Source organism: Rhizobium sp. CF080 (assembly GCF_000282095.2).
Classification (GTDB): Bacteria; Pseudomonadota; Alphaproteobacteria; order Rhizobiales; family Rhizobiaceae; genus Neorhizobium.
The window spans coordinates 115,466-139,798 of record NZ_AKKC02000001.1; the positions used below are offsets into that span (position 1 = coordinate 115,466).

Here is a 24,333-nt window from a genome sequence, read left to right on the forward strand (position 1 = left end):
ACACGCCCCGCGACGATCAACGCCGATCACGACTTGGCGATCAGGCGACGATCGAAAGTTTCGCCTGGTCGCCCTGCAGCCGGTTGACCATGAAATTCGAATACCATTCGACGAACTGCATGACGCCGCCCTCGTGGAGCGCCGAATAGGGACCCGGTTCATAAGCGGGCGAGCGGATGCCGAAGGCATTTTCCTCGACGATCTGGCGGTCCTGGTCGTTGGTCATGTTCCAGACATGGGTCAGTTCTTCGAGATTGTAATCGACGCCCTCGACCGCATCCTTGTGAACCAGCCATTTGGTGGTGACCGCCGTCTCCTCCGGCCCGAGCGGGGTGACGCGGAACGAGATCGCGTGGTCGCCGAGAATGTGGTTCCAGGTGCTCGGATAGTGGAAAAGGAGCATGGTGCCGATCGAATTGATCGTCACGTCGTCGGAAAGCTTGCGCTGCACGGCGTTGCGGCCGGTCATCGTGTAGCTCTCGGCATCCTCGATCAGCGGCATGCGCGCGACGCGGAACTGGCCGGTTTCGTCCATCCGGAACTCGCTCGGCAAACCCGCCTCTTCACAACGCTGCCAATGGGCGGCGATGACCGGGTCGTCCTTGGCGCCCTGGACGCCGGTCGCGGTCGGCGATTCCGGATAGGTGCGGCAGAGTTCCGGGTGGTTGGCGGCGCAGTGGTAGCATTCACGGTTGTTTTCCCAGACGAGCTTCCAGTTGCCCTTCTCGATAATCGTCGACTGGTGCGCGACCTTGGCTTCCGACAGGCGATGCGGCCCCATATAGGGCTCGATCGCGGCCCGGACCGGTGCGAAATCCGGCGCTTCATTGGCAAGGCAGATGAAGATGTAGCCGGCGACGCTCTCGCAATGGACCTTCTTCATGCTGAACTGGGTCTTGTCGAAATCCTGGCCCATCTGGCGGCCGACCAGAAGCGAGCCGTCCAGCTCATAGGTCCATTGATGGTAGGGACAGACGAGCCGGACCGCCGAACCGCGCTCCTTGGTGCAGACGCGGCTGCCGCGATGGCGGCAGGTATTGTGCAGCGCGCGGATCTGGTTGTCGCGGCCGCGCACGATGACCACCGGATAGTCGCCGATCTGCAGGGTGAAATAGGCGCCGGCCTTGGGCAGCTCGCAATCATGCCCGACGAACAGCCAGTCGCGATACCAGATCATTTCCAGATCGAGCTTGTAATAGTTGGGATCGGTATAGAAGGCCTGTTCCAGGCTGAACCCTTCGCGGCGGTTCTTGAGCTGCCGCAGGGCCTGATTGCGAATTTCCATATCACCTTCCTCGTCAATGTGGACAGCGGAAGGACATGGAAATGCCGGCCGGCCTCAAACCCGCCCAAAACCCTGTCCCGAACGCCCGCCGCGTCCGGTCGTCATCTTTTGTCCCGTGGGCTGGTTTCCGGGCTCAGGAGCTTGTCCCCTTCGGGACGGGCTCGGCGCCTTCCCGGGCGGCCTTTCCGGCTCTTTCCCAGTGGCCTATGCCAAGCTTTATTGCTCCACCACCGTTGCGGGGGCAGCGCCGGATCGAGGTTTTCAAGACCCCTGCCGGCTTCCCAATTCTCCGCCTTCCCTAGTTAGGCGGCACCCTGAGATCGAGGCGGATATAACCACCCGCCGACCGTGTCGCATAGGCGACATTGCGACATCGGCAACCGCGTTGGCGACAGCCGAAAAACGGCCCAAAATGCAACACTCCAGCTCCGCGAAAGCGAAACCTGTCATTAAGGGATAAGCCATAAAATCCCGGCTCGAATGGGAGCATTGCCACCGTGCAAGCCAAGGGAAAGATCCGCTACTACAAAGCTCCTCCACCAAAGCCTCCGGCGCCGGTGGCCGTGAAGACTGCTGCGCATTCCGAATTCCTTCGGACGGGACGCATCGCCCGCTACAATCCGGTCTGGCTGCCGGAAGAGCGCCGCTACCTCACCCATGACGAAGTCGCCGAGCGCACGGGCAAAAGGCTCGAGGCCGCCGGGGAGACCAGCCACAACCGGATCAACTCCTTCCATCGCTCGATCCAGTTTCCGAAGATCATCTTTCACCACACCCTCGATGAAAGGCCGCATCTCGGCTATTGCCATGTCACGGCGGCAAGAACGCTGCTCGCCCACGGCGTGCCGGTCAGCTGGTCCTTCTACATCGCCAACTTCGTCTCCGAGATCGGCGGGGAAGAAACGTTCTTCAAGCGCATCAGCACGGCCTATTCGCGCATGTATTTTGCCGTCGCGGTCGAACGCGAGGCCGGCCAGCCGCTGCAGATCAACCGCTCGATCCGCAAGAACGGCCTTCTGTTCCAGACCAACGATCCGATGGAAGCGATCAAGAACGTGCTGATGCTCGGCACTTCCAACGAAACGCTCCGCGAGATCATCAAAAAGCTTTGAACGAACGCCTGTCCGCGTTATTGACGGGCGGATATGACGGCTCAAATCATCGACATCACCCGGGACCATGACGGCGCGCTCGCCCAGGCCTGCGCCGTGCTTGCAGACGCACTGCCGGTGGCGATCCCGACCGAGACGGTCTACGGGCTTGCGGCGGACGCCACCAATCCCGCCGCCATCACCCGGATCTACGAGACCAAAGGCCGGCCGCGTTTCAATCCGCTGATCTGCCACATGTCGGACCTCGCCATGGCGGAGCGTTATGCCGAATTCGATCCGATTTCGCGAACGCTTGCCGAAGCCTTCTGGCCGGGGCCGCTGACACTGATCCTTCCCCTGAAGCCCGAAAGCGGCATCCACGCGCTGGCGACGGCGGGGCTCGATACGGTCGGCATCCGGCTTCCCAAAGGCTTTGCCTCAGAACTCATCCGCGCCTTCGGCAAGCCACTGGCAGCGCCCAGCGCCAATACATCCGGCAAGGTGAGCCCGACCAGCGCGGCCCATGTAGCCGATGATCTGGGCGACAAGCTCGCGTTGATCATCGACGGCGGCGCGGCCCCGGTCGGGGTGGAATCGACCATCGTCCGTGTCGAGGACGGCGTGATCCGGCTGCTACGGCCCGGTGGCGTGGCTGCGGAAGAGATCGAAAAGGTGACCGGTCTCGAGGTGATCCGTCCGGAAGGGCCGGCGGCGATCATCGAGGCTCCCGGCATGCTCGCTTCCCATTACGCGCCCGGTGCGGCGGTCAGGCTCAATGCCGACCATGTCGATGAAGGTGAAGCATTGATCCGGTTCGGTTCCGTTCCGGTGAAGGGAATGGAACTGGCAAAGGCGGTTTTTGACCTGAGCGCCTCCGGCGACCTTGCACAGGCCGCGGCAAATCTGTTCGATTACCTGAAGCGCGCCGACGCGACCGGCGCTGCGCGTATCGCCGTCACCCCCATTCCAGACCACGGGCTCGGCGAAGCGATCAACGACCGGCTGGCGCGAGCCGCCGCCCCGAGGGAATGAACCGGGGGCAAAAGAGGAGAAGACGCTGATGGATATTTCCGGGCCGAAACCAGAGCTTCTCGATCGCTTCGCGGCGATCGTCGGCGAAAACCACGTGCTGCGCAACGCAAGCGATCTAGCGCCGCATCTGGTCGAGGGCCGCGGGCTCTACCAGGGCTCTTCGCCGATGCTGCTGAAGCCCGGTTCGGTCGAGGAAGTGTCCGCGATCCTCAAGCTTGCGAGCGAAACCGGCACGCCGATCGTGCCGCAGACCGGCAATACCGGCCTTGTCGGCGGGCAGACGCCGCGTGCCGGCGGCAGCGACCTGATCGTCTCGCTCGAACGCATGAACCGTATCCGCGACGTCGATCCTGTCGCCAATGTTCTGGTCGCCGATGGCGGCGCGATCCTCGCTGACGTACAGAAGGCAGCGGAAGCCGTCGATCGGCTGTTTCCGCTGTCGCTCGGGTCGGAAGGGTCCTGCCGCATCGGCGGCAACCTTTCCACGAATGCCGGCGGCACCGCCGTGCTCGCCTATGGCAACACCCGCCAGCTCTGCCTCGGGCTTGAAGTCGTGCTGCCGACCGGAGAGATCTGGGACGGATTGCGGCGGCTCAAGAAGGACAATACCGGCTACGACCTGCGCGACCTGTTCATCGGCGCGGAAGGCACGCTTGGGATCATTACCGGCGCGGTGCTGAAACTCTTCCCGCAGCCGGTCGGGCACCAGGTGGCGCTTGCCGGCCTCAACTCGCCGGCGGATGCGCTGAAACTCTTCGAGCGGGCTTCGAACCTCTGCGGCACGGCGCTGACCGGTTTCGAGCTGATGCCGCGCATCGGCATCGAGTTCGTGACCCGGCATACGGAAGGTGTGCGTGATCCGCTCTCCGAGCCGCATCCGTGGTACACCCTGATCGACATCTCGACCTCCGATTCTCCCGAGACAGCCGAGTCCATGGTCCAGTCACTGCTCGAACAGGGTTTCGAAGCCGGCCTGATCCGCGACGCCGTGATCGCCTCCTCCGTCGCCCAGCAGAAGGCGCTCTGGCATATGCGCGAAAGCATGTCGGACGCCCAGAAGCCCGAGGGCGGCTCGATCAAGCACGACGTCTCGGTACCGGTCTCGAAGATCCCGGCCTTCATGGCCGAAGCCGAGCAGGCGGTGCTGGCCGCCATACCCGGCGCCCGGGTCTGTGCCTTCGGCCATCTCGGCGACGGCAATATCCACTACAACGTCTCGCAGCCTATCAGCGCCGATATGGAGGCCGACAAGCCGGCCTTCATCGGCCGCTGGCGGGAGATCAATGCCATCGTACACGGCATGGTGCTCGCCGCGGGCGGGTCGATTTCGGCCGAACATGGCATCGGTCAATTGAAGCGCGACGAACTCGCCCATATCCGGTCGCCGATCGAGATGGACCTGATGCGGCGCATCAAGCAGGCATTCGATCCGGCCGGCATCATGAACCCCGGCAAGGTGGTGGCGATTCCATGAACCGGTCCTCGAAGACCACGATCCGGATAGACCTCGACAACGGGGTGAGGCTCGGTCCGGGCAAGGCTCAGCTTCTGGAACTGATCGCCGAACATGGCTCGATCCGTGCCGCGGGAGCCTCGATCGGCATGTCCTACCGACGGGCATGGCTGCTCGGCGACGAGATCAACCGGATGTTCAAGGAGGCGTCGATCTTTACCCGCCATGGCGGCAAGAGCGGCGGCGGTGCAGGATTGACCGAATTCGGCCAGGAACTGCTGTTCCGCTATCGGCGGATGGAAAAGGCAAGCCGCGACGCGATGCGCGCTGACCTCGACTGGCTCGAATCGAATGCCGATCCGCGTTTCGAGACGGCGGACAAGGGCGACGACGCCTGACTGGGGCGCCCCTCTCTCAGCTCATCCTGATCTGGGACAAGGCCCACAATGTATCCGAGCTGATGCCCACCGAACTGCCGTCGCTGCTCAGGATGCTAACCGCCGATGCCGTATTCGCGCTGTTTTCCAGATCGTACATGATCGTGAAGCGCTGCACCAATTTCTTCACCTTTTCCGGATCGGCCAGGTCTTCGAGATCGAGCTTCTTCTCAACGATCTTGGCCTGCTGGTCGACATCCATGTTGCCGATTTCCGTGGGGAGGCTGAAGGTGACGCGGAAAAACTCCATCAGCGCTTCGTCGCCGAGGATCACGTAAGGGTCGGTGATGCTGTCGGACATGCGCTCGAAATAGAGCGCGAGGCGGACGCCTGGGTTTTCCTCGCCCTGCTGGGTTTCGAGCATCTGGCGGACGTAAAGGTCCTGCGTCGCGACAACCTCGCCACCGTTCTGAGCCTCACCTGCCGAACTGCGGTCGATTTCGCCCTTGGAATCGAAATTGAAAGTACCGACGATCTGCGCGAACCGCTTGTCCGTCTGCTTATTCACAAAGCTTTCGGGATCGGCAGGGTCGGAGTTGAAGGCCTGCTTCAGGAAGTCGTCGGTGACCGTGGCAGGGTCTATCCCCTTGGAGGTCAGCAGGATGTCGAGCGTCTTGCGGTCGGCTAGCAGCTCATCGCGGCTGCCGATGTGCTGCATCGCGTCGGTATAATATTTCGCCTCGGTCTGGGCCTTCGTCTTGGCGGCCTCAAGTTCATCACCTTCCAGGAAACGGGTCTTGCGCAGGATATAGTCCTTGGCGACATTGGTGATCGCCGCATTGGACTGGAGCAGCACCTGGCGGGTGACGGCCCCCTTGGTGTCGAAGTTGAAAAATTTGGCAAGCGAGACGAAGCGCTCGTCCTTCAGCTTGTAGATATAGCTGTTCGGGTCGGAAAGGTCACTTTTCAGGGCATTCTTGATCGTCAGTTTCGAAACGGTCGTCGGATCGATACCAACCGCCTCGAGAGCGAAATCGTAGGAGACGTCGGCATCCGAGCTGAGGAAATCGTCAAGCGTCGTAATAGCGGAAAGATCAAGCTTGTAGGCCTTGATGGTTTTTTCGAGATCCGCTTCCTGCTTGTCGTCCCAGCGGCTCATATAGTCGCTGCGGGTGGAAGTCATCTGCAGTTCGGTCTGGGCCTGACCGGCGACCACAGTACCATCGGTATTGAAGTTGAAGGCCTTTGCCAGCTCGAGATATTCCGGATTGGTCTCGCCGAAGCGGTTCGCATAGCTATCCGGGTCGGAGAGGTCGCTGGTCAGGATCTGCTCGATCGTCGACTTGACGACCGTGACCTTGTCGAGATTGAAGGCGACCTTGATGTATTGGAGAAGCCGAGGATCGTCGATGAAATCGGTGACGTTGGTCGCGGTCTTGAGCTCCTGCTCGAAGAGTTCCTGATTGAACATCGCCTCGGCATGCGAAATACGGGTCTGCTTGTTGAAGAACCCGCCGACGATCTCCAGCAGCTTTTCGGGAGTGACCGCGCCGCCTGCCGGCACCGAACCGTCCGCATTGAAGTTGAAATCCTCGGCGAGCGATTTCATCAAGTCCAGATAGGGCGCATCGGACACCCCTGCGTTGATGATGGTCGCGAGCTCGGCGCGGCGCGAGGCCGTATCGGCGATCGGCACCAGCCTGGCGTCCAGCTCGGTATAGCGCGTCTGAGAGGTGGTGAGATTGTCCTGGTCCGTCTGGATCGCGGTCACCGTCTTCGTCAACTCCACCTGCATGGCGTCGATTTCGGGCTGGAGGGTTGCCGCATCACCGCCATTGTTCAGCTCATCCTGCTTGGCGGCGATCTGGGTTTCGAGATCGGTTTTCCTTTGCTGACCGAGTGCGATCGAGTCCTGCAGGGTGGGAATGCCGGTGCTGAGGCTCAGCCGCTCGGCAAGCTCGCTGTCTTCGGTTTTCGCTGCATTGTATTGGTCGAGATTGTTGCCGTAGGCGGTGTTGTAAAAGCTGGTCGGATCGGCCGGATCGCTGACCAACACGCCGCGGATGGCATTGTAATTGTAGTATTTCGTATCGATGCCATAGGCGGTGAACAGGTAGTCGCGAAGCCTGGGATTGGCCAGCAACTGATCGACATTGGTGATATTGCCGGTCTCGCCCAGCATCGCCTTGAAGTAGCGGGTGTCCTCTTCGAGCGTATCGTCCTGGGCGGCGATCGTCTGGTCATAGGTATCGAAGAGTTCCTCCATCTGGCCATTGGACTGCGCGGCCGCCCCTTCGCCACTGGAAACGCCGAAATTGAAGGCCGCGGCGATACTCTGGTAGCGATCGTCGGTCAGGCGGTTCGCGAAGCTGTTGTCGTCGCTGAGATCGCTTTCCAGCACCTGTTTCATGAAAGCCTTGGCGTAGATCATGTCGTCCAGGCCGTGCGCCTGCATGGCGTAGGAATAGAGCCGGTAGTTGTCGAGGAACTCGTCTACCGTTTTGATCTTGCCGATGTTTTCCTGGTAGTACTTCGTGTCGTTGACGACCGTCGTCTGGCCAGCGATCGTCTTCAAGCTTTTCTGCATGTCGCGATTGACGAGATCGAAGGTGAGATAGGTCGATACCATGGAAGGCCCCACAAGTCGGAATGATGCTGGCGCAATCATTGCGGACTAGCCTTGCCCGGGGCTTTTCTAAGCGTTCCGACGTCCCGCCCGAGATGTCCCGCACCTGCACCGAAATGCGCCGATTCACTTTCCGGAAACCCAAAACCGAGCCCTTTTGCTAACCATCCAGGCAGGCAAGGCTTCTTTAACCGCTATTTTTAAGCAGTCTCGAACATGGCAGTCCTATGCTTTGGCTATCAGAGGACAAAAGTCCCGTAGAGAAACCGGCAACGGCTCTCAGGTAAAACAAGGGTAGCATATCGATGACCAATACCGTTCTGAAGCCCGTCTGGGCAGGGTCGACATTCAGGCTCGATCCGTCTCGTTTCCCGCAGCAGGTTACCTATGCACTGCGCGAGACCTCAGGAGATGTCACTATCACCATCGACGAACGCGGCGCCGTGCTGCGTAAGATCCTTCCCGCAAGCGGCCTGCCGCTCTCCTTCGCCCTGCCCGCCCGCGCCTTCAAGGGCGTTGCGGCCCGTGCCATCGACCATGGCGACGGCGAAGTGACCGTCACGCTCGAACTGCATCACGACGACCCGGATCTGTGCATTCCGCTGCTCGTCGCCCACGACCTCTGCGACATCGCCGCCGACTGGCGGAGCTGGTCGGACGCCTTCCGCATTCCGATGCTGATGGTGGAAGCCGACGGCATCGCCCGACCGCTGGAAAACCATATCGGCGACGTGCGCACCAACGGCGTCAGGCAGCGCCGCCGCCATTCCTATTTCGCGGCCCGCCGGCCACGCTTCCTGGTCCGCCGCACCACCGGCAGCCTCGGCGTGACGATGAAGATCGAAGGCAAGGAGATTATCGCGCGCCGCTAGGGCTTTGCTGTCCCTTTGTCCTCCGCCCGCGCGATAAGGTGGGAGAGAGCCCGATCCGCTAACGGTCGGGCTTTTTCCATTAAAGGGCGAGCGACAGGACGAGGCCGGCAAACAGGATCGCGCCGACGCGGTTGTTGGACTTGAACAACCTCAGGCACTGGTCGGCGTTGTCGATATCGAGCACCAGAACCTGCCAGCCGAACATCAGCGCTGCGGCGACAAGGCCGAGATAGGCAAGGAACCCGGCACCCGCCGATCCGAAAGCCAACAGCAGGAAGACCAGTGTCAGGCCGTAAAGGCCGATCAGCCACGGCTTGGTATTGTCGCCGAACAGACGGGCGGTCGAGCGGACCCCGATCAGCTCGTCATCCTCCTTGTCCTGATGGGCGTAGATCGTGTCGTATCCGATCGTCCAGGCGATGGCTGCCAGATAGAGCCAGAGGGCTGCAAGCGAGAGGCTGCCGAACGTGGCGGCCCAACCCATCAGCGCACCCCAGGAAAAGGCAAGGCCGAGGAAGAACTGCGGCCAGTCGGTGAACCGCTTGGCGAAGGGATAGATTGCCACCACCGCCAGCGACAGGATGCCGAGCAGGATCGTGAAGGCATTGAACTGGACGAGGACGAGCAGGCCGACCAGCGCCTGCACTGCAATGAAGACCTTGGCCTCGAAGCGGGATACGCGGCCGGACGGCAGCGGCCGCGAACGGGTGCGCGCCACTTCCATGTCGATATCGTGGTCGACGAGATCGTTATAGGTGCAGCCGGCACCGCGCATGGCGACCGACCCCAAGAAGAACAGCAGGAGGTGGAAAAGCAGGAGGCCGAAGGAAAACGTCCCCTCGCCCTTGGCAGCGTTCGCCGCCAGCGCCGCCGACCAGAAACAGGGCCACATCAGCAGCTGCCAGCCGATTGGCCGGTCCCACCTTGCCAGCTGCGCATAGGGCCAGGCCGGCCGCGGCAGAACGCGATAGACCCAATTGTCGGATGGAGCGTCGGCCACGCGGCCGCTGAAATCGTCGGCGTTCGTCATGGCCGGTTCTAGCGCCGCCCGAACGGTGCGGTCAAGCGGACGCGTTGTCGCCTCATGGTGCCGACAGGTCAACGCCTCGGGGCGTGGCAGAGCCACGCCTTCCGGCGCGGACACGTCCACGCCTTAGGGCAGCGAGAAGCCGAATTTGTAGCTTGCCGAAACGCCGAACATCAGCTGGTTTTTCGAACCGCGCTCGCGCACCAGGCTGCTGTCGGCGGCATCGCCGGTCAGCCGCTTGTATTCGGCGAACGAGGACAGCTCGAGCTGTTCAGTCGCCTTCCAGGTCAGCGCCGCACCGACGCCGACCGAATGCAGGCCGCTGCCCGGATCGTAGGCGGAGAGACCCGATGCCGCCGACTGGCTCGGGGTCACCTTATAATAGGCGTCGTTGTAGCCGTTGCTTGCCCAGGTCGCGCGCGGACCGCCGGAAAGCCTGAGATCCGGCTGAAGATCGGTGAACGCATCGACCGAGACATCGGCGACGACGCCATCATGGCTGCGGATGCCCTGCCGGACTTCGGCTCGGGCGCGAATCCAGTCGGTCGGATAGATATCGATGAAGCCACCGAGTTCGCCGCCGAGCTTGACGTTCTTCAGGCCCTTCAGATCGTCGGACGTATCGCCGTCGCGCGGCATGATCAGCTTGGCCGCCACGCCGGCGCGGATCGAACCCTGGTCGATCAGCGCGAAGGAGATGCTGTCGTTGCGGGACGTGAAGCGGGCCTGCTTGCTGTTCTGGCGGCCGAGCGAGATGATCGGCGAGAACTGCAGGCTGCGGCCATTGTCACCTTCAAATTTCGGCGCAACGAAACCGGCGCCGCCGAGCGTCAGGTACCAGTCGCCGGACCAGAAACCTTCTTGGGCCTTGGCGCTGCCGGAAGAAACAATCGAAAAAACGGAAATGAAAAGAGCAGCCCGGAGAGGCAAGGACATGGCAACGGATCCCGAAAACGCAAAACAGAACAGAGATCCCACAGGGGATTTCTGTTCTATTATCGGATTTCCGTTGCCAGCTTGTTAACCACGCGCAAGATCAGACGGCGACCTTGTCGAGCGGGATGCGGCTCTGTTCGAAAGCCCTGAGTTCCGCCTCGCGCTCGTAAATATAGTCGCGATTGTCCGGAACAGCCGTGCGCTTCTTGACGATCTGCATCTGGAAGATGAAGAAGCTTTCGTGCGTGAAGGCCATTTCCGAACCGGCGAGATAGAATTCCCACATTCGCACGAACCGCTGGTCGTAAAGCGCTGCCGCCTTGTCCTTGTTGGCTATGAACCGTTCGCGCCAATGGCGCAGCGTATAGGCGTAATGCATCGGCAGGATCTCGATGTCGGAGACGAGCAAGCCCGCCTGCTCGATCGACGGCATCACTTCCGAGATTGCCGGGATATAGCCACCCGGGAAGATGTATTTCTCGATCCAGGGATTGTTGATAAGGGCCGGATAAGGCTGGCCGATCGAATGCAGGACCATGACGCCGTCATCGGCGAGAACGTCGTTCACCTTGTTGAAGAACTTGGGGTAATTCAACCGGCCGACATGCTCGAACATGCCGACGGAAACGATGCGGTCGTAGCGTTTGTCGGGCGGCAGGTAATAATAGTCCTGCAGCTCGAAGCGGACGCTGTTGGCGAGCCCGCGCTTGGCGGCGCGTTGGTTCGAAATCTTGAGCTGCGCGGTCGAGAGCGTGATGCCGGTCACGTCGACGCCGGAGGATTCCGACAGATACATGGCCATGCCGCCCCAGCCAGACCCGATTTCCAGCGCTTTGTGGCCCGGTTCGGCAAGCAGCTTGGCGACGATATGGCGCTTCTTGGCGATCTGCGCCTCGTCGAGCGAAATGCCCGGCGGATTGAAATAGGCACAGGAATATTGCCAGTCTTCGTCGAGGAAGAGCGAGAACAGCTTTTCATCGAGATCGTAGTGATGGGCGACGTTGCGCCGATTGTGGTTGATCGGCACACGGTTTCGGAACTGGGAAACCAGCACGCGGGCGATACCCCGCCAGATCATGCCGAAGGTCAAACCTTCGCTGAGCGTATTGTCCTTGATCAGGGCCAGGAACTCGTAGATGTCGCCCTCTTCGACAAGAAGGCGGCCATCCATATAGAGTTCGCCGAGTTTCAAGGGCGGATCCGCGACCAGTTCGCGTTCCGCAGCTTCATCGGCGAACCGTATCGAAACGGTGCGACCACCGCCGCCGCCATAACGCTGCTCGCCTCCCGAACCGCGTACGGTCAAGGTTCCAGTCTTGATGATTTTGTTGAGAAGATTGTGAAGGGACGAGGCCACGGACCCACCTCCAATATACTAAGGATGCCTTACTAATCCAAAATCTAATGGTTTCTCGGCGACTTTCAAGCACATTGCCGCCATGAAAATGACATAAAAAAACAGGCCGTCAAACCCCCGCCTGACGACCTACATCTTGTGATTGAGATTCATCCAAAGTGCGCAAAAATCACTTGCGTTTTAAAGCTTCCGCGAGTGCCGCACCGAAAGCGCCCTGGGATGAAGATTTTTCGGTTTTCATCATTTTGGGATTTACCGGCCGGGCGTCGCGGTCGCTGCGCGGGGCCGGCGCTACCTCGCCGCCGTCCTTGCGCATGGTGAGCGCGATCCTCTTGCGCTTCACATCGACCTCGACGACGCGGACTTTGACCACGTCACCTGCCTTCACCACCTCGTGCGGGTCCTTGATGAAACGGTCGGCGAGCTGCGAGACATGGACCAGACCGTCCTGATGCACGCCGATATCGACGAAGGCCCCGAAGGCGGCGACATTGGTGACCGTACCCTCGAGCATCATGCCGGGCTTCAGGTCGGTGATCTCGTCGACGCCTTCGGCAAAGGTGGCGGTCTTGAAGCTCGGGCGCGGGTCGCGGCCGGGCTTTTCCAACTCGGCGATGATGTCCTTGACCGTCGGCAGGCCGAAGGTCTCGTCGATGAACCGCTTCGGGTCAAGCGCCTTCAGGGCGGCGCTATCGCCCATCAGCGAGCGCAGGTCGCGGCCACAGGCGGCGACGATCTTCTTCGCCACGCCATAGGCTTCCGGATGGACGGCCGATGAATCGAGCGGCTCCTTGCCGTTCGGGATGCGCAGGAAGCCGGCCGCCTGTTCGAAAGTGCGGTTGCCGAGACGGGCGACCTTCAAGAGATCCTTGCGGCTCGAAAAAGCGCCGTTCTGGTCGCGATGGGCGACGATCGCTTCGGCAATCGAGCGGCTGAGGCCGGAGACGCGGGCCAGCAGCGGCGCGGATGCCATGTTGAGATCGACGCCAACGGCGTTCACTGCGTCTTCCACCACCGCATCCAGCGAGCGGGAGAGTTTTCCCTGGTCGACATCGTGCTGGTACTGGCCGACGCCGATCGATTTGGGCTCGATCTTGACGAGTTCCGCCAGCGGATCCTGAAGGCGGCGGGCGATGGAGACGGCGCCGCGCAGCGAGACGTCGAGGCCGGGGAATTCGAGAGCGGCGGTTTCCGACGCCGAATAGACCGATGCGCCCGCTTCCGAGACGATGACCTTGGTCGGTTTCTGCCCGGGCAGGTTCAACAGCATGTCTGCGACCAGCTTTTCCGTCTCGCGGCTACCGGTGCCGTTGCCGATGGCGATCAGCTCGACATTGTGTTTGCGGATCAGCGAGGCGAGCTCAGCCTGGGTGCCGCGGATGTCGTTCTTCGGCGGGAACGGATAGACGGTCGTGGTCTCCAGCAGCTTGCCGGTGGCATCGACGATCGCCACCTTGACGCCGGTGCGGATGCCCGGATCGAGGCCCATCGTGGTGCGAGAGCCGGCAGGTGCGGCCAGCAGCAGATCCTTGAGGTTGCGGGCGAAGACGTGGATCGCCTCCTCCTCGGCGCGCTCGCGCAGTTCGCGCATCAGGTCGAGCGACAGCGATACGGAGAGCTTGACGCGCCAGGTCCAGCCTGCGGCTTCCATCAGCCAGCGGTCGGCTGCCCCCCGGTCGCGAATGTCGAAGGCGAGCGCGATGATGCGCTGGGCGGGCTTGATCGGCGACGGATCGTCCTGGTCGACCTCGATCGTCAGGGTCAGGAACTCCTCGTTCCAGCCGCGCAGCATGGCAAGCGCGCGATGGCCGGGTGCCGTCGACCAGCGTTCGGAATGTTCGAAATAATCCGAGAACTTGGCGCCGGCCTCCTGCTTGCCGTCGACGACCTTGGCCTTCAACGTCGCACCATTGCGCATGTGCTGGCGCAGCCGGCCGAGCAGGTCGGCATTTTCGGAGAATGTCTCGGCGACGATATCGCGGGCGCCGTCGAGCGCTACCTTCACGTCGGTGACTTCATCCTTGATATAGGCTTCAGCCAATTTCGTCGGATCAACGCTGCGGTCGGCCCAGATCGCCTCGGCGAGCGGGCCGAGGCCACGCTCGCGGGCGATCTCGGCGCGGGTGCGGCGCTTCGGCTTATAGGGGAGATAGAGATCTTCGAGCTCGGCCTTGGTCGTCGCCTTGCCGATCTTTCCGGCAAGCTCGTCAGTCATCTTGCCCTGCGAATTGATCGAATCGACGATGGTCGAGCGGCGCGCTTCCAGCTCGCGCAGATAGACCAGGCGTTCCGACAGGTTGCGAAGCTGCGTGTCGTCCAGGCCGCCGGTCACTTCCTTGCGGTAGCGGGCGATGAACGGCACGGTCGCGCCTTCGTCGATCAGCCCGATCGCGGCGGCGGCCTGTTCGGGACGGGCATTGATTTCCGCGGCAATCGCGGCGGCAAGGAAACGGAGATCGGCGGCCATGGGCGTCCTCGTTCAAATGGGAGGCGCGACCATAGTCGAAGTTTGTGGCAAGGCAACGTGGCGAATGCCGGTTTCACAATTTGCTGAACCGAACCGTGCCGGAACGAAACACGGGGTGAAGGATCGGTAACCAAGGCTCTGTGGAAAAGAAACGGCACCCTCTCACCTCCGCCGAGAGACAATTAAAACCGCCCCGCCGCATGATGCGGCCGAACGGAGGGAATCATGCCCAAGAAAGCCGCCAGAATCCTGGCATTTGAAACGGCTGTTGACAGCGAAGAGCTTGAGGCCGCCATTTCCTATCTCGAACAGAAACTGGACGACGCGTCCCTGCGGAACGAACCGGTGCCATTCCTGGCGTATCGAAACAGGATGATCTTCCGCACCACGCTGGACATCCGACATGGAGCGAAGAACCGACACGGCGAGTTCTGACCTCTCTTGAACACGACCTGCCTCCCATCAAAGCGCCATGACGGCCACAAGATGGGAGGCCAACCAAGCCTTGGCCCTTGACCTTTGCCTCCCCTCCCCTTAACCGCCGCGCAAGGCCAAGGTTTTCAGCGCAGGCGAGGGCAGGACATGAAGGTTCTCTTGATCGGTTCGGGTGGACGCGAGCATGCGCTCGCCTGGAAACTCGCCCAGTCTCCCAAACTCACGCAATTTTATGCAGCACCCGGCAATCCCGGTATCGCCGATCATGCCGAACTCGTGCCGCTCGACATCGACGACCATGCCGCCATCGCGGCCTTCTGCCTCGAAAAGACCATCGACCTCGTCGTCGTCGGGCCGGAAGCGCCTCTGGTCGCCGGTCTTGCGGACGTTCTCCGCGCCAAGGGCATTGCAACCTTCGGTCCTTCGGCCACTGCTGCGCAGCTCGAAGGCTCGAAGGGTTTCACCAAGGATCTCTGCGCCCGCTACAATATCCCGACCGGCGCCTATCGCCGCTTCACTGATGTGTCCGAGGCCAAGGCCTATGCGCGCGAACAGGGCGCGCCCATCGTCGTAAAGGCCGACGGGCTTGCCGCCGGCAAGGGCGTCACCGTCGCCATGGCGCTCGACGAGGCGCTTGTCGCGATCGACGACTGTTTCGACGGCGCCTTCGGCTCGGCCGGCGCGGAAGTGGTGGTCGAAGCCTATCTGGACGGCGAGGAAGCGAGCTTCTTCTGCCTTTCCGACGGCAAGACGGCGCTGGCGCTGGCCACCGCCCAGGACCACAAGCGGGTCGGCGACGGCGATACCGGCCCGAATACCGGCGGCATGGGCGCCTATTCGCCCGCTCCGGTGATGACGCCGGACATGGTCGCGCGCACCATGAAGGAGATCATCGAGCCGACGATCCGCGGCATGGCAGAAAGCGGACATCCCTTTACCGGCGTGTTCTTTGCAGGACTGATGATCACGGCCAAGGGTCCGGAACTGATCGAATACAATGTCCGCTTCGGCGATCCGGAATGCCAGGTGCTGATGATGCGGCTGAAGAGCGACCTGCTCGACCTGCTCCATGCGGCTGCGACCGAGACGCTCGACCGGGTCTCCACCGAGTGGAGCGACGAGGTGGCGCTGACCGTGGTCATGGCCTCCAAGGGTTATCCGGGCGCCTATGACAGGAACACACCGATCGCCCATCTGCCTGAAAGTGTTCCCGGCGAGAAGATCTTCCATGCCGGAACGGCGCTCAGGGACGGCGCTCTTGTCGCAACCGGCGGCCGGGTGCTGAACGTCACGGCAACGGCAAAGACCGTGGCAGACGCTCAGGTCCGTGCCTATAAGTTGGTCGACCAAGTCGAATGGGAAAACGGTTTCTGCCGCCGCGATATTGGCTGGCAGGCGGTGGCACGCGAAAAGAACTGAGTGCCGGAAACACCAGTTCATTCAAAATTTACCGATTATCCAGACGGGATCGAAACGAAGCTGCGGTAATCATCGGGGACCTCAAGAAGGATTCCCGGTTATGCGTCTCGTCCTGGCTACAGCTCTGGTGTTTGCAAGCGGTTCCGCTTTCGCGTCGTCGATCACGGTGATCAACAGCACGCATCAAACGGGCGTCAGTATCGTCACCAAGACCTGCGCAAACTGCCCGGCCGCCGTGGCACGGAAATCGGAAGAAGCGGCCTATACCGTTCCCGATCTGCCGGCAGGCACCCAGAAGACCGAAATCATCGAGATCAACGGTGAGAAGAAGCTGGCGCGCACCGAAGCCTGGCTCGGCGGTTCGCCTGTGATCCATGTCAGCAAGCTTCCCGCATGGATGGCCAAGGAAAAGGCCATTGCCGAACTTCACCCGACCACCAACGGCTCGACCGAGACGCAGATCGCTGCCGCCGAGGCGTCGGGTGACGGCATCGATACCGGCGCCATGACCAGCGCGGTGAAGACGATCGGTGAGGCAGAGGTGGCGATTACGGAAGCCTCCCTCGCACCGAAGCCGCTGTCGCTCGATACGTTCGAGCTGCGCACCAATCGGTTCTAGATTAGAATATCATTATATTTACATAGCAAAAAGTGCTTCGATAATATCACTTCACGGAATGCGCGTAAATTGCGCATCATCAAGCCCGACTTGCCCAAAATATTCGCATTTGCGACTGTCAAGTCCGGCATAATTAAATTTTTATTCAAATATTCGAGATCACTCTCACATCCCAGTGCGATGTGAGCATGTGATCGGCGCAGGAAGCGCTCCCCCCTAAAACTTCGTCCCGCTCCGGCTCCTCCGGGAGAATTCGGCTGCCTGAAAGTGAGTCGAAACATGAAGAATCTCAAGATCTCCCACCAATTGTTGGCCATGGTGGCGGTACTCATGGTGGCTTTCACCGCCGTCACCTACTATCAGATCCGCACTTCGATCGCCTCCATCTATGCCGAGCGCTACGACATGCTGCGCACCCAGGTCGAATCCGGTATTTCCATCCTCCAGTCCTATTATGACCGGGAAAAATCGGGCGAGTTGAAGCACGAGGACGCGCAGAAACTGGCTTACGCAACCGTCGCAGGGATCAAATACGAGCCGGCCGGCTACATCTTCGGCCTGAACTACGACACGGTGACGCAGTTCCACTACAATTCCAAACTGATCGGCGTGAACCAGAAGGGTCAGCCGGACAAGATGGGCAACCTGTTCCGCGAAGAGATGGTCGCCAAGGGCCGTGCCGGCGGCGGGGTCACCACCTATTACTGGGAAAAGCCCGGCATGCCTGCCGACAAGGTCTTCGAGAAGGCGGCCTATTCCCGCGCCTTCGAACCCTGGCAGATTATTGTCGGCACGGGCGTTTACACCGACGACCTCGACGTCAAGATCAACAAGACGATCGTGGAAGTGGTCGGCATCGGTTTCATCGCCTTCCTGCTCGCCCTCGGTGTCGCCTTCATCGTCATCCGCAATATCACCAAGCCGCTCGCCTCCGTTCATTCGGCGCTGGAAGCGGTCGCCAACGAGAATGTCAAGCTCGCCATCCCGCATACGGACATGTCGAACGAGGTCGGCATGATGGCGAAGGCCACCCAGGCGCTGCAGGAAAAGATCCGCGAGCGTCACGCCATGGCCGAACGCGAGGAAAAGCAAAAGACGGAGCTTGACCGCGAGCGCCAGCATAACCTCGACCTGCAGCAGCAGGAAGCCGCCGTGCAGACCCGGGTGGTCTCCACCATCGGCGAAGCGCTCGAAGCGCTTGCTCAGGGTGACCTCACCGTCCGCTGCGCCGATCTCGGCTCGCGTTACGAAACCTTGCGCCACAACTTCAACGAGGCGCTTGCGCATCTCGAAGCCGCGATGAGCAAGGTCAACGCCAAGGGCATCGATATCGGCGGCTCCAAGGAGGAAATCCGCCGCGCTTCGAACGAACTGTCGCAGCGCACCGAACGCCAGGCCGCAAACCTCGAAGAGACGTCGGCGGCACTCGATGAACTCGCCGTCGCCGTTCGCCAGACGGCCGAAGGTGCACACGAGGCCGCCCAGCGCGTCACCTCGGTCAGCGCCGAAGCCAACCGTTCCGACCAGATCGTCGCCCAGGCGATCGATGCGATGGGCGGCATCGAACATTCGTCGGAAGAAATCTCCAAGATCATCGGCGTCATCGACGACATCGCCTTCCAGACCAACCTGCTGGCCCTCAATGCGGGCGTCGAAGCTGCCCGCGCCGGTGAATCCGGCAAGGGTTTCGCGGTCGTCGCCCAGGAAGTCCGCGAACTTGCCCAGCGCTCCGCCGCTGCCGCCAAGGAGATCAAGGACCAGATCTCGCGCTCTTCCGGCCAGGTGCAGAATGGCGTGCGCCTCGTCGGCGAAGCGGGCGAAGCCCTGAAGCGGATTTCCGACCAGGTGAAGGCGGCGAGCGACATCGTCGGCAAGATCGCCCATTCGGCCTCCGAACAGGACACGACGCTGCGCTCGATCTCGTCTTCGCTGAACCAGCTCGACGCGGCGACCCAGCACAATGCGGCGATGGCGGAAGAAACCACCGCCTCCGCAGAAGCGCTTGCCGCCGACACCGACGAATTGCTGAACCTGATCAGCAGCTTCCGCATCAATGCCGGCAACAATAGCGGTGCCGGCAGCCTCAACCGTGTCGCACAAAAGATGCGCCGCGCAAGCTAATTGAGATTAGTCGGGGGACGGAGAACCGCCGGGTCGAAAGATCCGGCGGTCTGTTTCACAAGAGGCATTACTTTCCACTATAGGTATACATTGCAAGTATATCTCGCCATTCAGCATTTCTATTCAATTTCTTTGAGCTATTTTTCTAGCGTATTCTGTATTTTTCCTATCCTCGCCGACCTTAAACATATCCAGCTCGCGGGAAACATGCGCAGAGTTTTTTAGAATATTGAATATCCTTCTCAAAATTCGCTATTGTTAAATTTTTATTCAAATATTGCGTCATATTCTCCAGAGTGTGCGATGCAGCACATCTCCATGCGCAGGACGCGCCTCTCCATTCCGAATCATTCTTCCCGGTCGCTCAAGGCGAGCTCAATCACTTATGGAACGAACATGAAAAACCTGAGGATTTCAAACCAGCTCGTCCTGCTGGTGCTGGCCCTGATCGCCGGCTTCGCCGTCGTGACCTATTTCGAACTCCAGGCCTCCAAGCGGGCTATCTATGCCGAGCGGTATGGAATGCTGCGGACCCAGGTGGAGTCCGGTATCGGCATCCTCAAGAAGTTCCAGCAGCGTGAGGCGGCCGGTGAACTGACGCGCGCAGAAGCCCAGAAACAGGCCTTTACCGCAGTCTCCGCCATGAGCTTCCAGCCCGACGGCTATCTCTTCGCCTATGACTACGATGTGAAGATGCTGATGCATCCCGATCCGAAGAAGGTCGGCGAGAGCGGCAAGGGCAAACCCGATTCCGCCGGGAAGATGTTCCGCGACGAAATGGTCTCGGTTGGCAAATCCGGCGGTGGAATTATCGATTATTTGAGCACGACCAAGCCCGGGCAGCCTGATGGCGACTTTGCGAAGAGCTCCTATGCGAAGGCCTTCGAACCCTGGCAGATGGTGCTTGCGACAGGCGTCTACACCGATGACCTGCAGGCACAGATCCGCGGAATGGTGCTGGACGCACTCGCTATCGGCGCGCTTGCGTTGATAATCGCTCTTGCGGCTGCCTATGTGGTGATCCGCGGCATCACCAAGCCTCTGGCCGCCGTGCATGGCACGCTTCAGGCCGTCGCCGACGAAAACGTCACGATCGCCATTCCGCATACGGACATGTCGAACGAAGTGGGCATGATGGCGAAGGCCACCCAGGCGCTGCAGGAAAAGATCCGCGAACGCCATGCCATGGCCGCACGCCAGGAAGACCAGCGCCAGGAGCTCGACCGCGAGCGCCAGCAGAACCTCGACCTGCAGCAGCAAGAAGCCGCAAGCCAGGCCCGCGTCGTTTCCACCATCGGCGAAGCACTGGAATCACTCGCCCATAGCGACCTGACGATCCGCTGCGCCGATCTCGGCCCGCGTTACGAAACGCTCCGCCACAACTTCAATGATGCGCTCGTCCATCTCGAAGCCGCGATGAGCAAGGTCAACGCCAAGGGCATCGATATCGGCGGCTCCAAGGAGGAAATCCGCCGCGCTTCGAATGAACTGTCGCAGCGTACCGAACGCCAGGCCGCAAACCTCGAAGAGACGTCGGCGGCACTCGACGAACTCGCCGTCGCCGTTCGCCAGACGGCCGAAGGTGCACACGAGGCCGCGCAGCGCGTCACCTCGGTCAGCGCCGAAGCCAACCGTTCCGACCAGATCGTCGCCCAGGCGATCGATGCGATGGGCGGCATCGAACATTCGTCGGAAGAAATCTCCAAGATTATCGGCGTGATCGACGACATCGCCTTCCAGACCAACCTGCTGGCCCTCAACGCGGGCGTCGAAGCTGCCCGCGCCGGTGAATCCGGCAAGGGTTTCGCGGTCGTCGCCCAGGAAGTCCGCGAACTTGCCCAGCGCTCCGCCGCTGCGGCCAAAGAGATCAAGGACCAGATCTCGCGCTCTTCCGGCCAGGTGCAGAACGGCGTGCGCCTCGTCGGCGAAGCGGGCGAAGCCCTGAAGCGGATTTCCGACCAGGTGAAGGCGGCGAGCGACATCGTCGGCAAGATCGCCCATTCGGCCTCCGAACAGGACACAACGCTGCGCTCGATCTCGTCTTCGCTGAACCAGCTCGACGCGGCAACCCAGCACAATGCGGCGATGGCCGAAGAAACCACCGCCTCCGCAGAAGCGCTTGCCGCAGACACCGACGAATTGCTGAACCTGATCAGCAGCTTCCGCATCAATGCCGGCAACAATAGCGGTGCCGGCAGCCTCAACCGCGTCGCACAGAAGATGCGCCGCGCAAGCTAATTGAGATTAGTCGGGGGACGGAGAACCGCCGGGTCGAAAGATCCGGCGGTTTTTTTGTTCGGGTTAGCCGCTGATCTTCGAGAAATCCGCAACCGTCGCGGTCGCTTCGCGGATGGCCTTCAGGAGCGCCAGGCGGTTGGCGCGGATCGCCGTGTCCTCGTCGTTGACCAGCACGTCCTCGAAGAATGTGTCGACGGGCGCGCGCAGCTTCGACAGGGCTTCCATGGCCGAGCGGAAGTCTTCCCTGGCGACCGCCTCGGACGCTTCCTTCGAGGCGACCACGATGGCCGCCCAGAGCGCCTTTTCGGCATCGAGCCTCAGCAGTTCGTCCGAAACGCCATCGGCGACGACGGTGCCCTTCTTCTCTTCGGCGGCGAGGAGTTGCACGGCACGCTTGGTGCCGGCGAGCAGGTTCTTGCCGTCTTCCGAGGTGATGAACGCCGTCAGCGCCTCGACGCGGCGGGCGACCAGCAGGAGGTCGTCAGCATCCGGTGTCAGGACTGCGTCGATGAGGTCGTGGCGGGCGCCCTGATCGCGGAGGTAGACTTTCAGGCGGTCGTGGAAGAAGGAGAGGAGATCCGTAATGACGACGTCTTTCGACACGTCAGTGACAAATGGCTTTATGTCTTCGATCGGCAGAATCGCTGTTCTCAAAACGGTATTCAGCGGCAGGCGGATCTTCCGCTCCAGCAGCATGCGCACCACGCCCAATGCCGCGCGGCGAAGCGCAAAGGGGTCCTTGGAGCCGGTCGGCTTTTCGTCGATCGCCCAGAAACCAACCAGCGTGTCGAGCTTGTCCGCAAGCGCTACCGTCAGCCCGACCTTGTCTTCAGGAAGGCGATCCGACGGGCCGTTCGGCTTCCAGTGATCCTCGATGGCGGCTGCGACAGAGGCATCCTCGCCCTGCAGCATCGCGTATTTGCGGCCCATCAGGCCCTGCAGTTCGGGGAATTCGCCGACGGCTTCGGTGCGCAGGTCGGCCTTGGCTAAAACCGCGGCACGATCGACGAGGGCCGGATCGGCCCCGACGATCGGCGCCAAATGCGCTGCCAGATCGCGAATGCGGCGAACGCGCTCCCCTTGCGTGCCGAGCTTGGCATGGAACGTCACGTTCAGCGCATCGAGCTTCGCCATGCGCTGGTCGAGCGGCTTCTTGAGGTCGAGGTCGAACTTCGCAGCGGATTCCTTCAGCGTGTCTAGGTCCGGCATGTCGCCCTGGTCGCGGGTCCAGAAATGCTTGGCGTCGGAGAGGCGGGCGCGCACGACCTTGCCGTTGCCGTGCATGATCTCCTTGCCGCCGTCCTTCGCCTCGATGTTCGAAATGAGGATGAAGCGGTTGGAGAGGCCCTCGCCGCCGGTCTGCGGGCGGGTGACGAAACATTTCTGGTTGGTCTTGATGGTCAGACGGATGATTTCGGACGGGATTTCGAGATAGTCCTCTTCGAACTCGCCCATCAGCACGTGCGGCCATTCGACGAGGCCGGAGACTTCCTCCAGCAGGCCTTCGTCCTCGACCAGGTCGAGGCCGTTGGCGAAGGCGAGGTCGCGGGCGTCGTGCAGGATGACGTCCTTGCGGCGGTCGGCATCGAGCATGACCTTCGCCTTTTCAAGGCTCGTCACATAGTCGTCGAAACGGCGCACGGTGATCGCATCAGGCGCATGGAAACGGTGGCCGTAGGTGATGTTGCTGGCGGTCAGCCCGTCGATCTCGAAGGGGATGACCTGGGTTTCGTCATGTTCCGGGCCGAAGACGCAGACGATCGACTGCAGCGGGCGCACCCAGCGCAGGCTTTCCGGACCCTTGCCCTCGACGCCGGCGAAACGGGCACCCTTCGGCATGGAGGCGGCGCCCCAGCGCATCGATTTCGGCCAGGGGAAATTGCGGATGATGCCGGGCATCACCTCGGCGATGATCTCTTCCGCCGGACGGCCGGGCTTGGAGATGACCGCGACGTAGAAATCGCCCTTCTTCGGGTCGTTGACGACCTGGGCTTCGGAGATCGACGACAGGCCGGCGCCGCGCAAAAAGCCGGCGATGGCGCCTTCGGGGGCGTCGGTGCGCGGACCCTTGCGCTCCTCGCGCTGGTCGGCCGAGCGGGCCGTCAGGCCGCGGATATCCAGCGTCAGGCGGCGCGGCGTCCAGTATTCGCGCGCACCCTCATAGGTCAGGCCCGCTTCCACCAGCGCGTCGGTGACGAGCTTTTTCAGGTCTCCCGCCGCCTTGCGCTGCATGCGGGCGGGAATTTCCTCGGAGCGGAGTTCGAGAAGCAGATCGGGCATGATGATGTCTTTGCGCTAACAATAAGGTCGCGGCGGACTTAGCAAGCCCGTCGCCAAAAGTCATCAGTCGGATTGGGGAAAGTCCGGCAATCAGGCAGCGTTGATGACCGGAAGCGCAGCGATTTCCTCGCGCTTTGCGGCACTTTCGATCTTCAGGTCGTAACTGGTCTGGAGATTCATCCAGAATTCCGGCGTGGTGTCGAAAAACCGGCCCAGGCGAAGCGCGGTATCGGTGGTGACCGACGTCTGCTCTGCAACCAGCCGTTCGATGCGGGTGCGCGGGACATTCAGCTTCTTCGCCAGGGCGCCGGCACTCAGATGAAGCGGGCCCAAGTATTCTTCGCGCAGGATTTCACCGGGATGAACGGGAGGAAGAAGGCTCGCCATGCTCGTCTCTTTCAATGGTAATCGACAATCTCAACCTGTTCGGCACCGGCCGTCGTCCAGACGAAGCAGATGCGCCACTGATCATTGATGCGGATGGAGTGCTGCCCCTCGCGATCGCCTTTCAGCGCCTCCAGATGATTGCCCGGTGGTGAGCGCAGGTCGTGCAATTCCATCGCATTTTCAATCATCGTCAGCTTTCGCACGGCTCTTCTTGCAAGATCGGCAGGAAAGCCTTTCGGCACCCTGCCGCTGGCAACCGCCTGCGTCATCGCATCGGCATAGGAGCGGATCACCATACCTCGCCCTCATGT

At 61.4% G+C, this 24,333-nt stretch carries 19 protein-coding genes and 1 riboswitch; of the genes, 10 read left to right on the forward strand and 9 right to left on the reverse strand.

What is annotated here, in order from left to right; translation table 11 throughout:
* Positions 1-40 precede the first annotated feature (40 nt).
* Positions 41-1,285, reverse strand: coding sequence for an aromatic ring-hydroxylating dioxygenase subunit alpha (locus PMI07_RS00590; protein WP_024163442.1), 1,245 nt, complete (start codon positions 1,283-1,285; stop codon positions 41-43).
* Positions 1,286-1,385: 100 nt separating this feature from the next.
* A riboswitch (cobalamin riboswitch) is annotated at positions 1,386-1,617 on the reverse strand.
* A gap of 183 nt (positions 1,618-1,800) precedes the next feature.
* On the opposite strand from PMI07_RS00590, the gene PMI07_RS00595 reads away from it, so the two are divergent.
* Genes PMI07_RS00595 through PMI07_RS00610 form a run of 4 tightly spaced genes read left to right on the forward strand, consistent with a single transcriptional unit; the run spans position 1,801 to position 5,259 of the window.
* On the forward strand, positions 1,801-2,397 hold the full coding sequence (locus PMI07_RS00595; RefSeq protein WP_155956356.1) for a DUF6656 family protein: 597 nt from the start codon (positions 1,801-1,803) through the stop codon (positions 2,395-2,397).
* A gap of 33 nt (positions 2,398-2,430) precedes the next feature.
* Positions 2,431-3,408 carry an L-threonylcarbamoyladenylate synthase gene (locus tag PMI07_RS00600; protein ID WP_007772571.1) on the forward strand — a complete coding sequence of 326 codons (978 nt, stop codon included), beginning with the start codon at positions 2,431-2,433 and terminating at the stop codon, positions 3,406-3,408.
* A 28-nt stretch (positions 3,409-3,436) separates the two neighbouring features.
* On the forward strand, positions 3,437-4,882 hold the full coding sequence (locus PMI07_RS00605) for an FAD-binding oxidoreductase (RefSeq protein WP_024163443.1): 1,446 nt from the start codon (positions 3,437-3,439) through the stop codon (positions 4,880-4,882).
* Positions 4,879-5,259, forward strand: coding sequence for a LysR family transcriptional regulator (locus PMI07_RS00610; RefSeq protein WP_007757520.1), 381 nt, complete (start codon positions 4,879-4,881; stop codon positions 5,257-5,259). The genes PMI07_RS00605 and PMI07_RS00610 overlap by 4 nt, the downstream gene beginning before the upstream one ends.
* A gap of 16 nt (positions 5,260-5,275) precedes the next feature.
* Here the strand turns inward: PMI07_RS00610 and PMI07_RS00615 are convergent, their stop codons facing one another.
* Positions 5,276-7,867, reverse strand: a complete 2,592-nt coding sequence (locus PMI07_RS00615; RefSeq protein WP_007757521.1) for a DUF1217 domain-containing protein — start codon at positions 7,865-7,867, stop codon at positions 5,276-5,278.
* A 302-nt stretch (positions 7,868-8,169) separates the two neighbouring features.
* Between PMI07_RS00615 and PMI07_RS00620 the strand changes: the two genes are divergently transcribed.
* Positions 8,170-8,736 (forward strand): DUF6101 family protein, encoded by a 567-nt coding sequence (locus PMI07_RS00620; protein WP_007757522.1) that lies wholly within the window; start codon positions 8,170-8,172, stop codon positions 8,734-8,736.
* A gap of 79 nt (positions 8,737-8,815) precedes the next feature.
* On the opposite strand, the gene ubiA is transcribed toward PMI07_RS00620, so the two are convergent.
* From ubiA to PMI07_RS00640, 4 genes are all read right to left on the reverse strand, one after another.
* On the reverse strand, positions 8,816-9,766 hold the full coding sequence (gene ubiA, locus PMI07_RS00625; protein ID WP_037084879.1) for a 4-hydroxybenzoate octaprenyltransferase: 951 nt from the start codon (positions 9,764-9,766) through the stop codon (positions 8,816-8,818).
* 123 nt (positions 9,767-9,889) lie between these two features.
* Complete coding sequence (locus PMI07_RS00630; protein ID WP_007757525.1) at positions 9,890-10,699, reverse strand: MipA/OmpV family protein; 810 nt, start codon at positions 10,697-10,699, stop codon at positions 9,890-9,892.
* 100 nt (positions 10,700-10,799) lie between these two features.
* On the reverse strand, positions 10,800-12,056 hold the full coding sequence (locus PMI07_RS00635; protein WP_007757527.1) for a cyclopropane-fatty-acyl-phospholipid synthase family protein: 1,257 nt from the start codon (positions 12,054-12,056) through the stop codon (positions 10,800-10,802).
* Positions 12,057-12,225: 169 nt separating this feature from the next.
* A complete protein-coding gene (locus tag PMI07_RS00640) occupies positions 12,226-14,523 on the reverse strand; it encodes a Tex family protein (protein ID WP_007757528.1) in 2,298 nt (765 codons plus the stop codon).
* Between the two features lie 225 nt (positions 14,524-14,748).
* Between PMI07_RS00640 and PMI07_RS00645 the strand changes: the two genes are divergently transcribed.
* From PMI07_RS00645 to PMI07_RS00665, 5 genes are all read left to right on the forward strand, one after another.
* Positions 14,749-14,958, forward strand: a complete 210-nt coding sequence (locus PMI07_RS00645; protein ID WP_007757534.1) for a hypothetical protein — start codon at positions 14,749-14,751, stop codon at positions 14,956-14,958.
* Between the two features lie 147 nt (positions 14,959-15,105).
* Positions 15,106-16,377 (forward strand): phosphoribosylamine--glycine ligase, encoded by a 1,272-nt coding sequence (gene purD, locus PMI07_RS00650; protein ID WP_007757535.1) that lies wholly within the window; start codon positions 15,106-15,108, stop codon positions 16,375-16,377.
* Positions 16,378-16,477: 100 nt separating this feature from the next.
* Positions 16,478-16,996, forward strand: coding sequence for a plant virulence effector HPE1-like domain-containing protein (locus PMI07_RS00655; protein WP_007757536.1), 519 nt, complete (start codon positions 16,478-16,480; stop codon positions 16,994-16,996).
* A gap of 279 nt (positions 16,997-17,275) precedes the next feature.
* Positions 17,276-19,117, forward strand: coding sequence for a methyl-accepting chemotaxis protein (locus tag PMI07_RS00660; protein WP_024163445.1), 1,842 nt, complete (start codon positions 17,276-17,278; stop codon positions 19,115-19,117).
* 396 nt (positions 19,118-19,513) lie between these two features.
* Positions 19,514-21,355, forward strand: a complete 1,842-nt coding sequence (locus tag PMI07_RS00665; RefSeq protein ID WP_037084949.1) for a methyl-accepting chemotaxis protein — start codon at positions 19,514-19,516, stop codon at positions 21,353-21,355.
* A gap of 63 nt (positions 21,356-21,418) precedes the next feature.
* Here the strand turns inward: PMI07_RS00665 and glyS are convergent, their stop codons facing one another.
* The 3 genes from glyS to PMI07_RS00680 form a co-directional block, all read right to left on the reverse strand.
* Positions 21,419-23,635, reverse strand: coding sequence for a glycine--tRNA ligase subunit beta (gene glyS / locus PMI07_RS00670; protein WP_007772873.1), 2,217 nt, complete (start codon positions 23,633-23,635; stop codon positions 21,419-21,421).
* A gap of 90 nt (positions 23,636-23,725) precedes the next feature.
* The gene (locus tag PMI07_RS00675; protein ID WP_007772871.1) at positions 23,726-24,022 is read right to left on the reverse strand and encodes a HigA family addiction module antitoxin; all 297 of its coding nucleotides are present in this window, start codon (positions 24,020-24,022) and stop codon (positions 23,726-23,728) included.
* 11 nt (positions 24,023-24,033) lie between these two features.
* Positions 24,034-24,315 (reverse strand): type II toxin-antitoxin system RelE/ParE family toxin, encoded by a 282-nt coding sequence (locus tag PMI07_RS00680; protein WP_037084953.1) that lies wholly within the window; start codon positions 24,313-24,315, stop codon positions 24,034-24,036.
* Between the last annotated feature and the right edge of the window lie 18 nt (positions 24,316-24,333).

Coding starts and splice junctions, on each gene's coding strand:
- PMI07_RS00590 (WP_024163442.1), bottom strand. CDS start 1,285: ATGGAAATTCGCAATCAGGCCCTGCGGCAGCTCAAGAACCGCCGCGAA.
- PMI07_RS00600 (WP_007772571.1), top strand. CDS start 2,431: ATGACGGCTCAAATCATCGACATCACCCGGGACCATGACGGCGCGCTC.
- PMI07_RS00605 (WP_024163443.1), top strand. CDS start 3,437: ATGGATATTTCCGGGCCGAAACCAGAGCTTCTCGATCGCTTCGCGGCG.
- PMI07_RS00610 (WP_007757520.1), top strand. CDS start 4,879: ATGAACCGGTCCTCGAAGACCACGATCCGGATAGACCTCGACAACGGG.
- PMI07_RS00615 (WP_007757521.1), bottom strand. CDS start 7,867: ATGGTATCGACCTATCTCACCTTCGATCTCGTCAATCGCGACATGCAG.
- PMI07_RS00620 (WP_007757522.1), top strand. CDS start 8,170: ATGACCAATACCGTTCTGAAGCCCGTCTGGGCAGGGTCGACATTCAGG.
- ubiA (WP_037084879.1), bottom strand. CDS start 9,766: ATGACGAACGCCGACGATTTCAGCGGCCGCGTGGCCGACGCTCCATCC.
- PMI07_RS00630 (WP_007757525.1), bottom strand. CDS start 10,699: ATGTCCTTGCCTCTCCGGGCTGCTCTTTTCATTTCCGTTTTTTCGATT.
- PMI07_RS00640 (WP_007757528.1), bottom strand. CDS start 14,523: ATGGCCGCCGATCTCCGTTTCCTTGCCGCCGCGATTGCCGCGGAAATC.
- PMI07_RS00645 (WP_007757534.1), top strand. CDS start 14,749: ATGCCCAAGAAAGCCGCCAGAATCCTGGCATTTGAAACGGCTGTTGAC.
- purD (WP_007757535.1), top strand. CDS start 15,106: ATGAAGGTTCTCTTGATCGGTTCGGGTGGACGCGAGCATGCGCTCGCC.
- PMI07_RS00655 (WP_007757536.1), top strand. CDS start 16,478: ATGCGTCTCGTCCTGGCTACAGCTCTGGTGTTTGCAAGCGGTTCCGCT.
- PMI07_RS00660 (WP_024163445.1), top strand. CDS start 17,276: ATGAAGAATCTCAAGATCTCCCACCAATTGTTGGCCATGGTGGCGGTA.
- PMI07_RS00665 (WP_037084949.1), top strand. CDS start 19,514: ATGAAAAACCTGAGGATTTCAAACCAGCTCGTCCTGCTGGTGCTGGCC.
- glyS (WP_007772873.1), bottom strand. CDS start 23,635: ATGCCCGATCTGCTTCTCGAACTCCGCTCCGAGGAAATTCCCGCCCGC.
- PMI07_RS00675 (WP_007772871.1), bottom strand. CDS start 24,022: ATGGCGAGCCTTCTTCCTCCCGTTCATCCCGGTGAAATCCTGCGCGAA.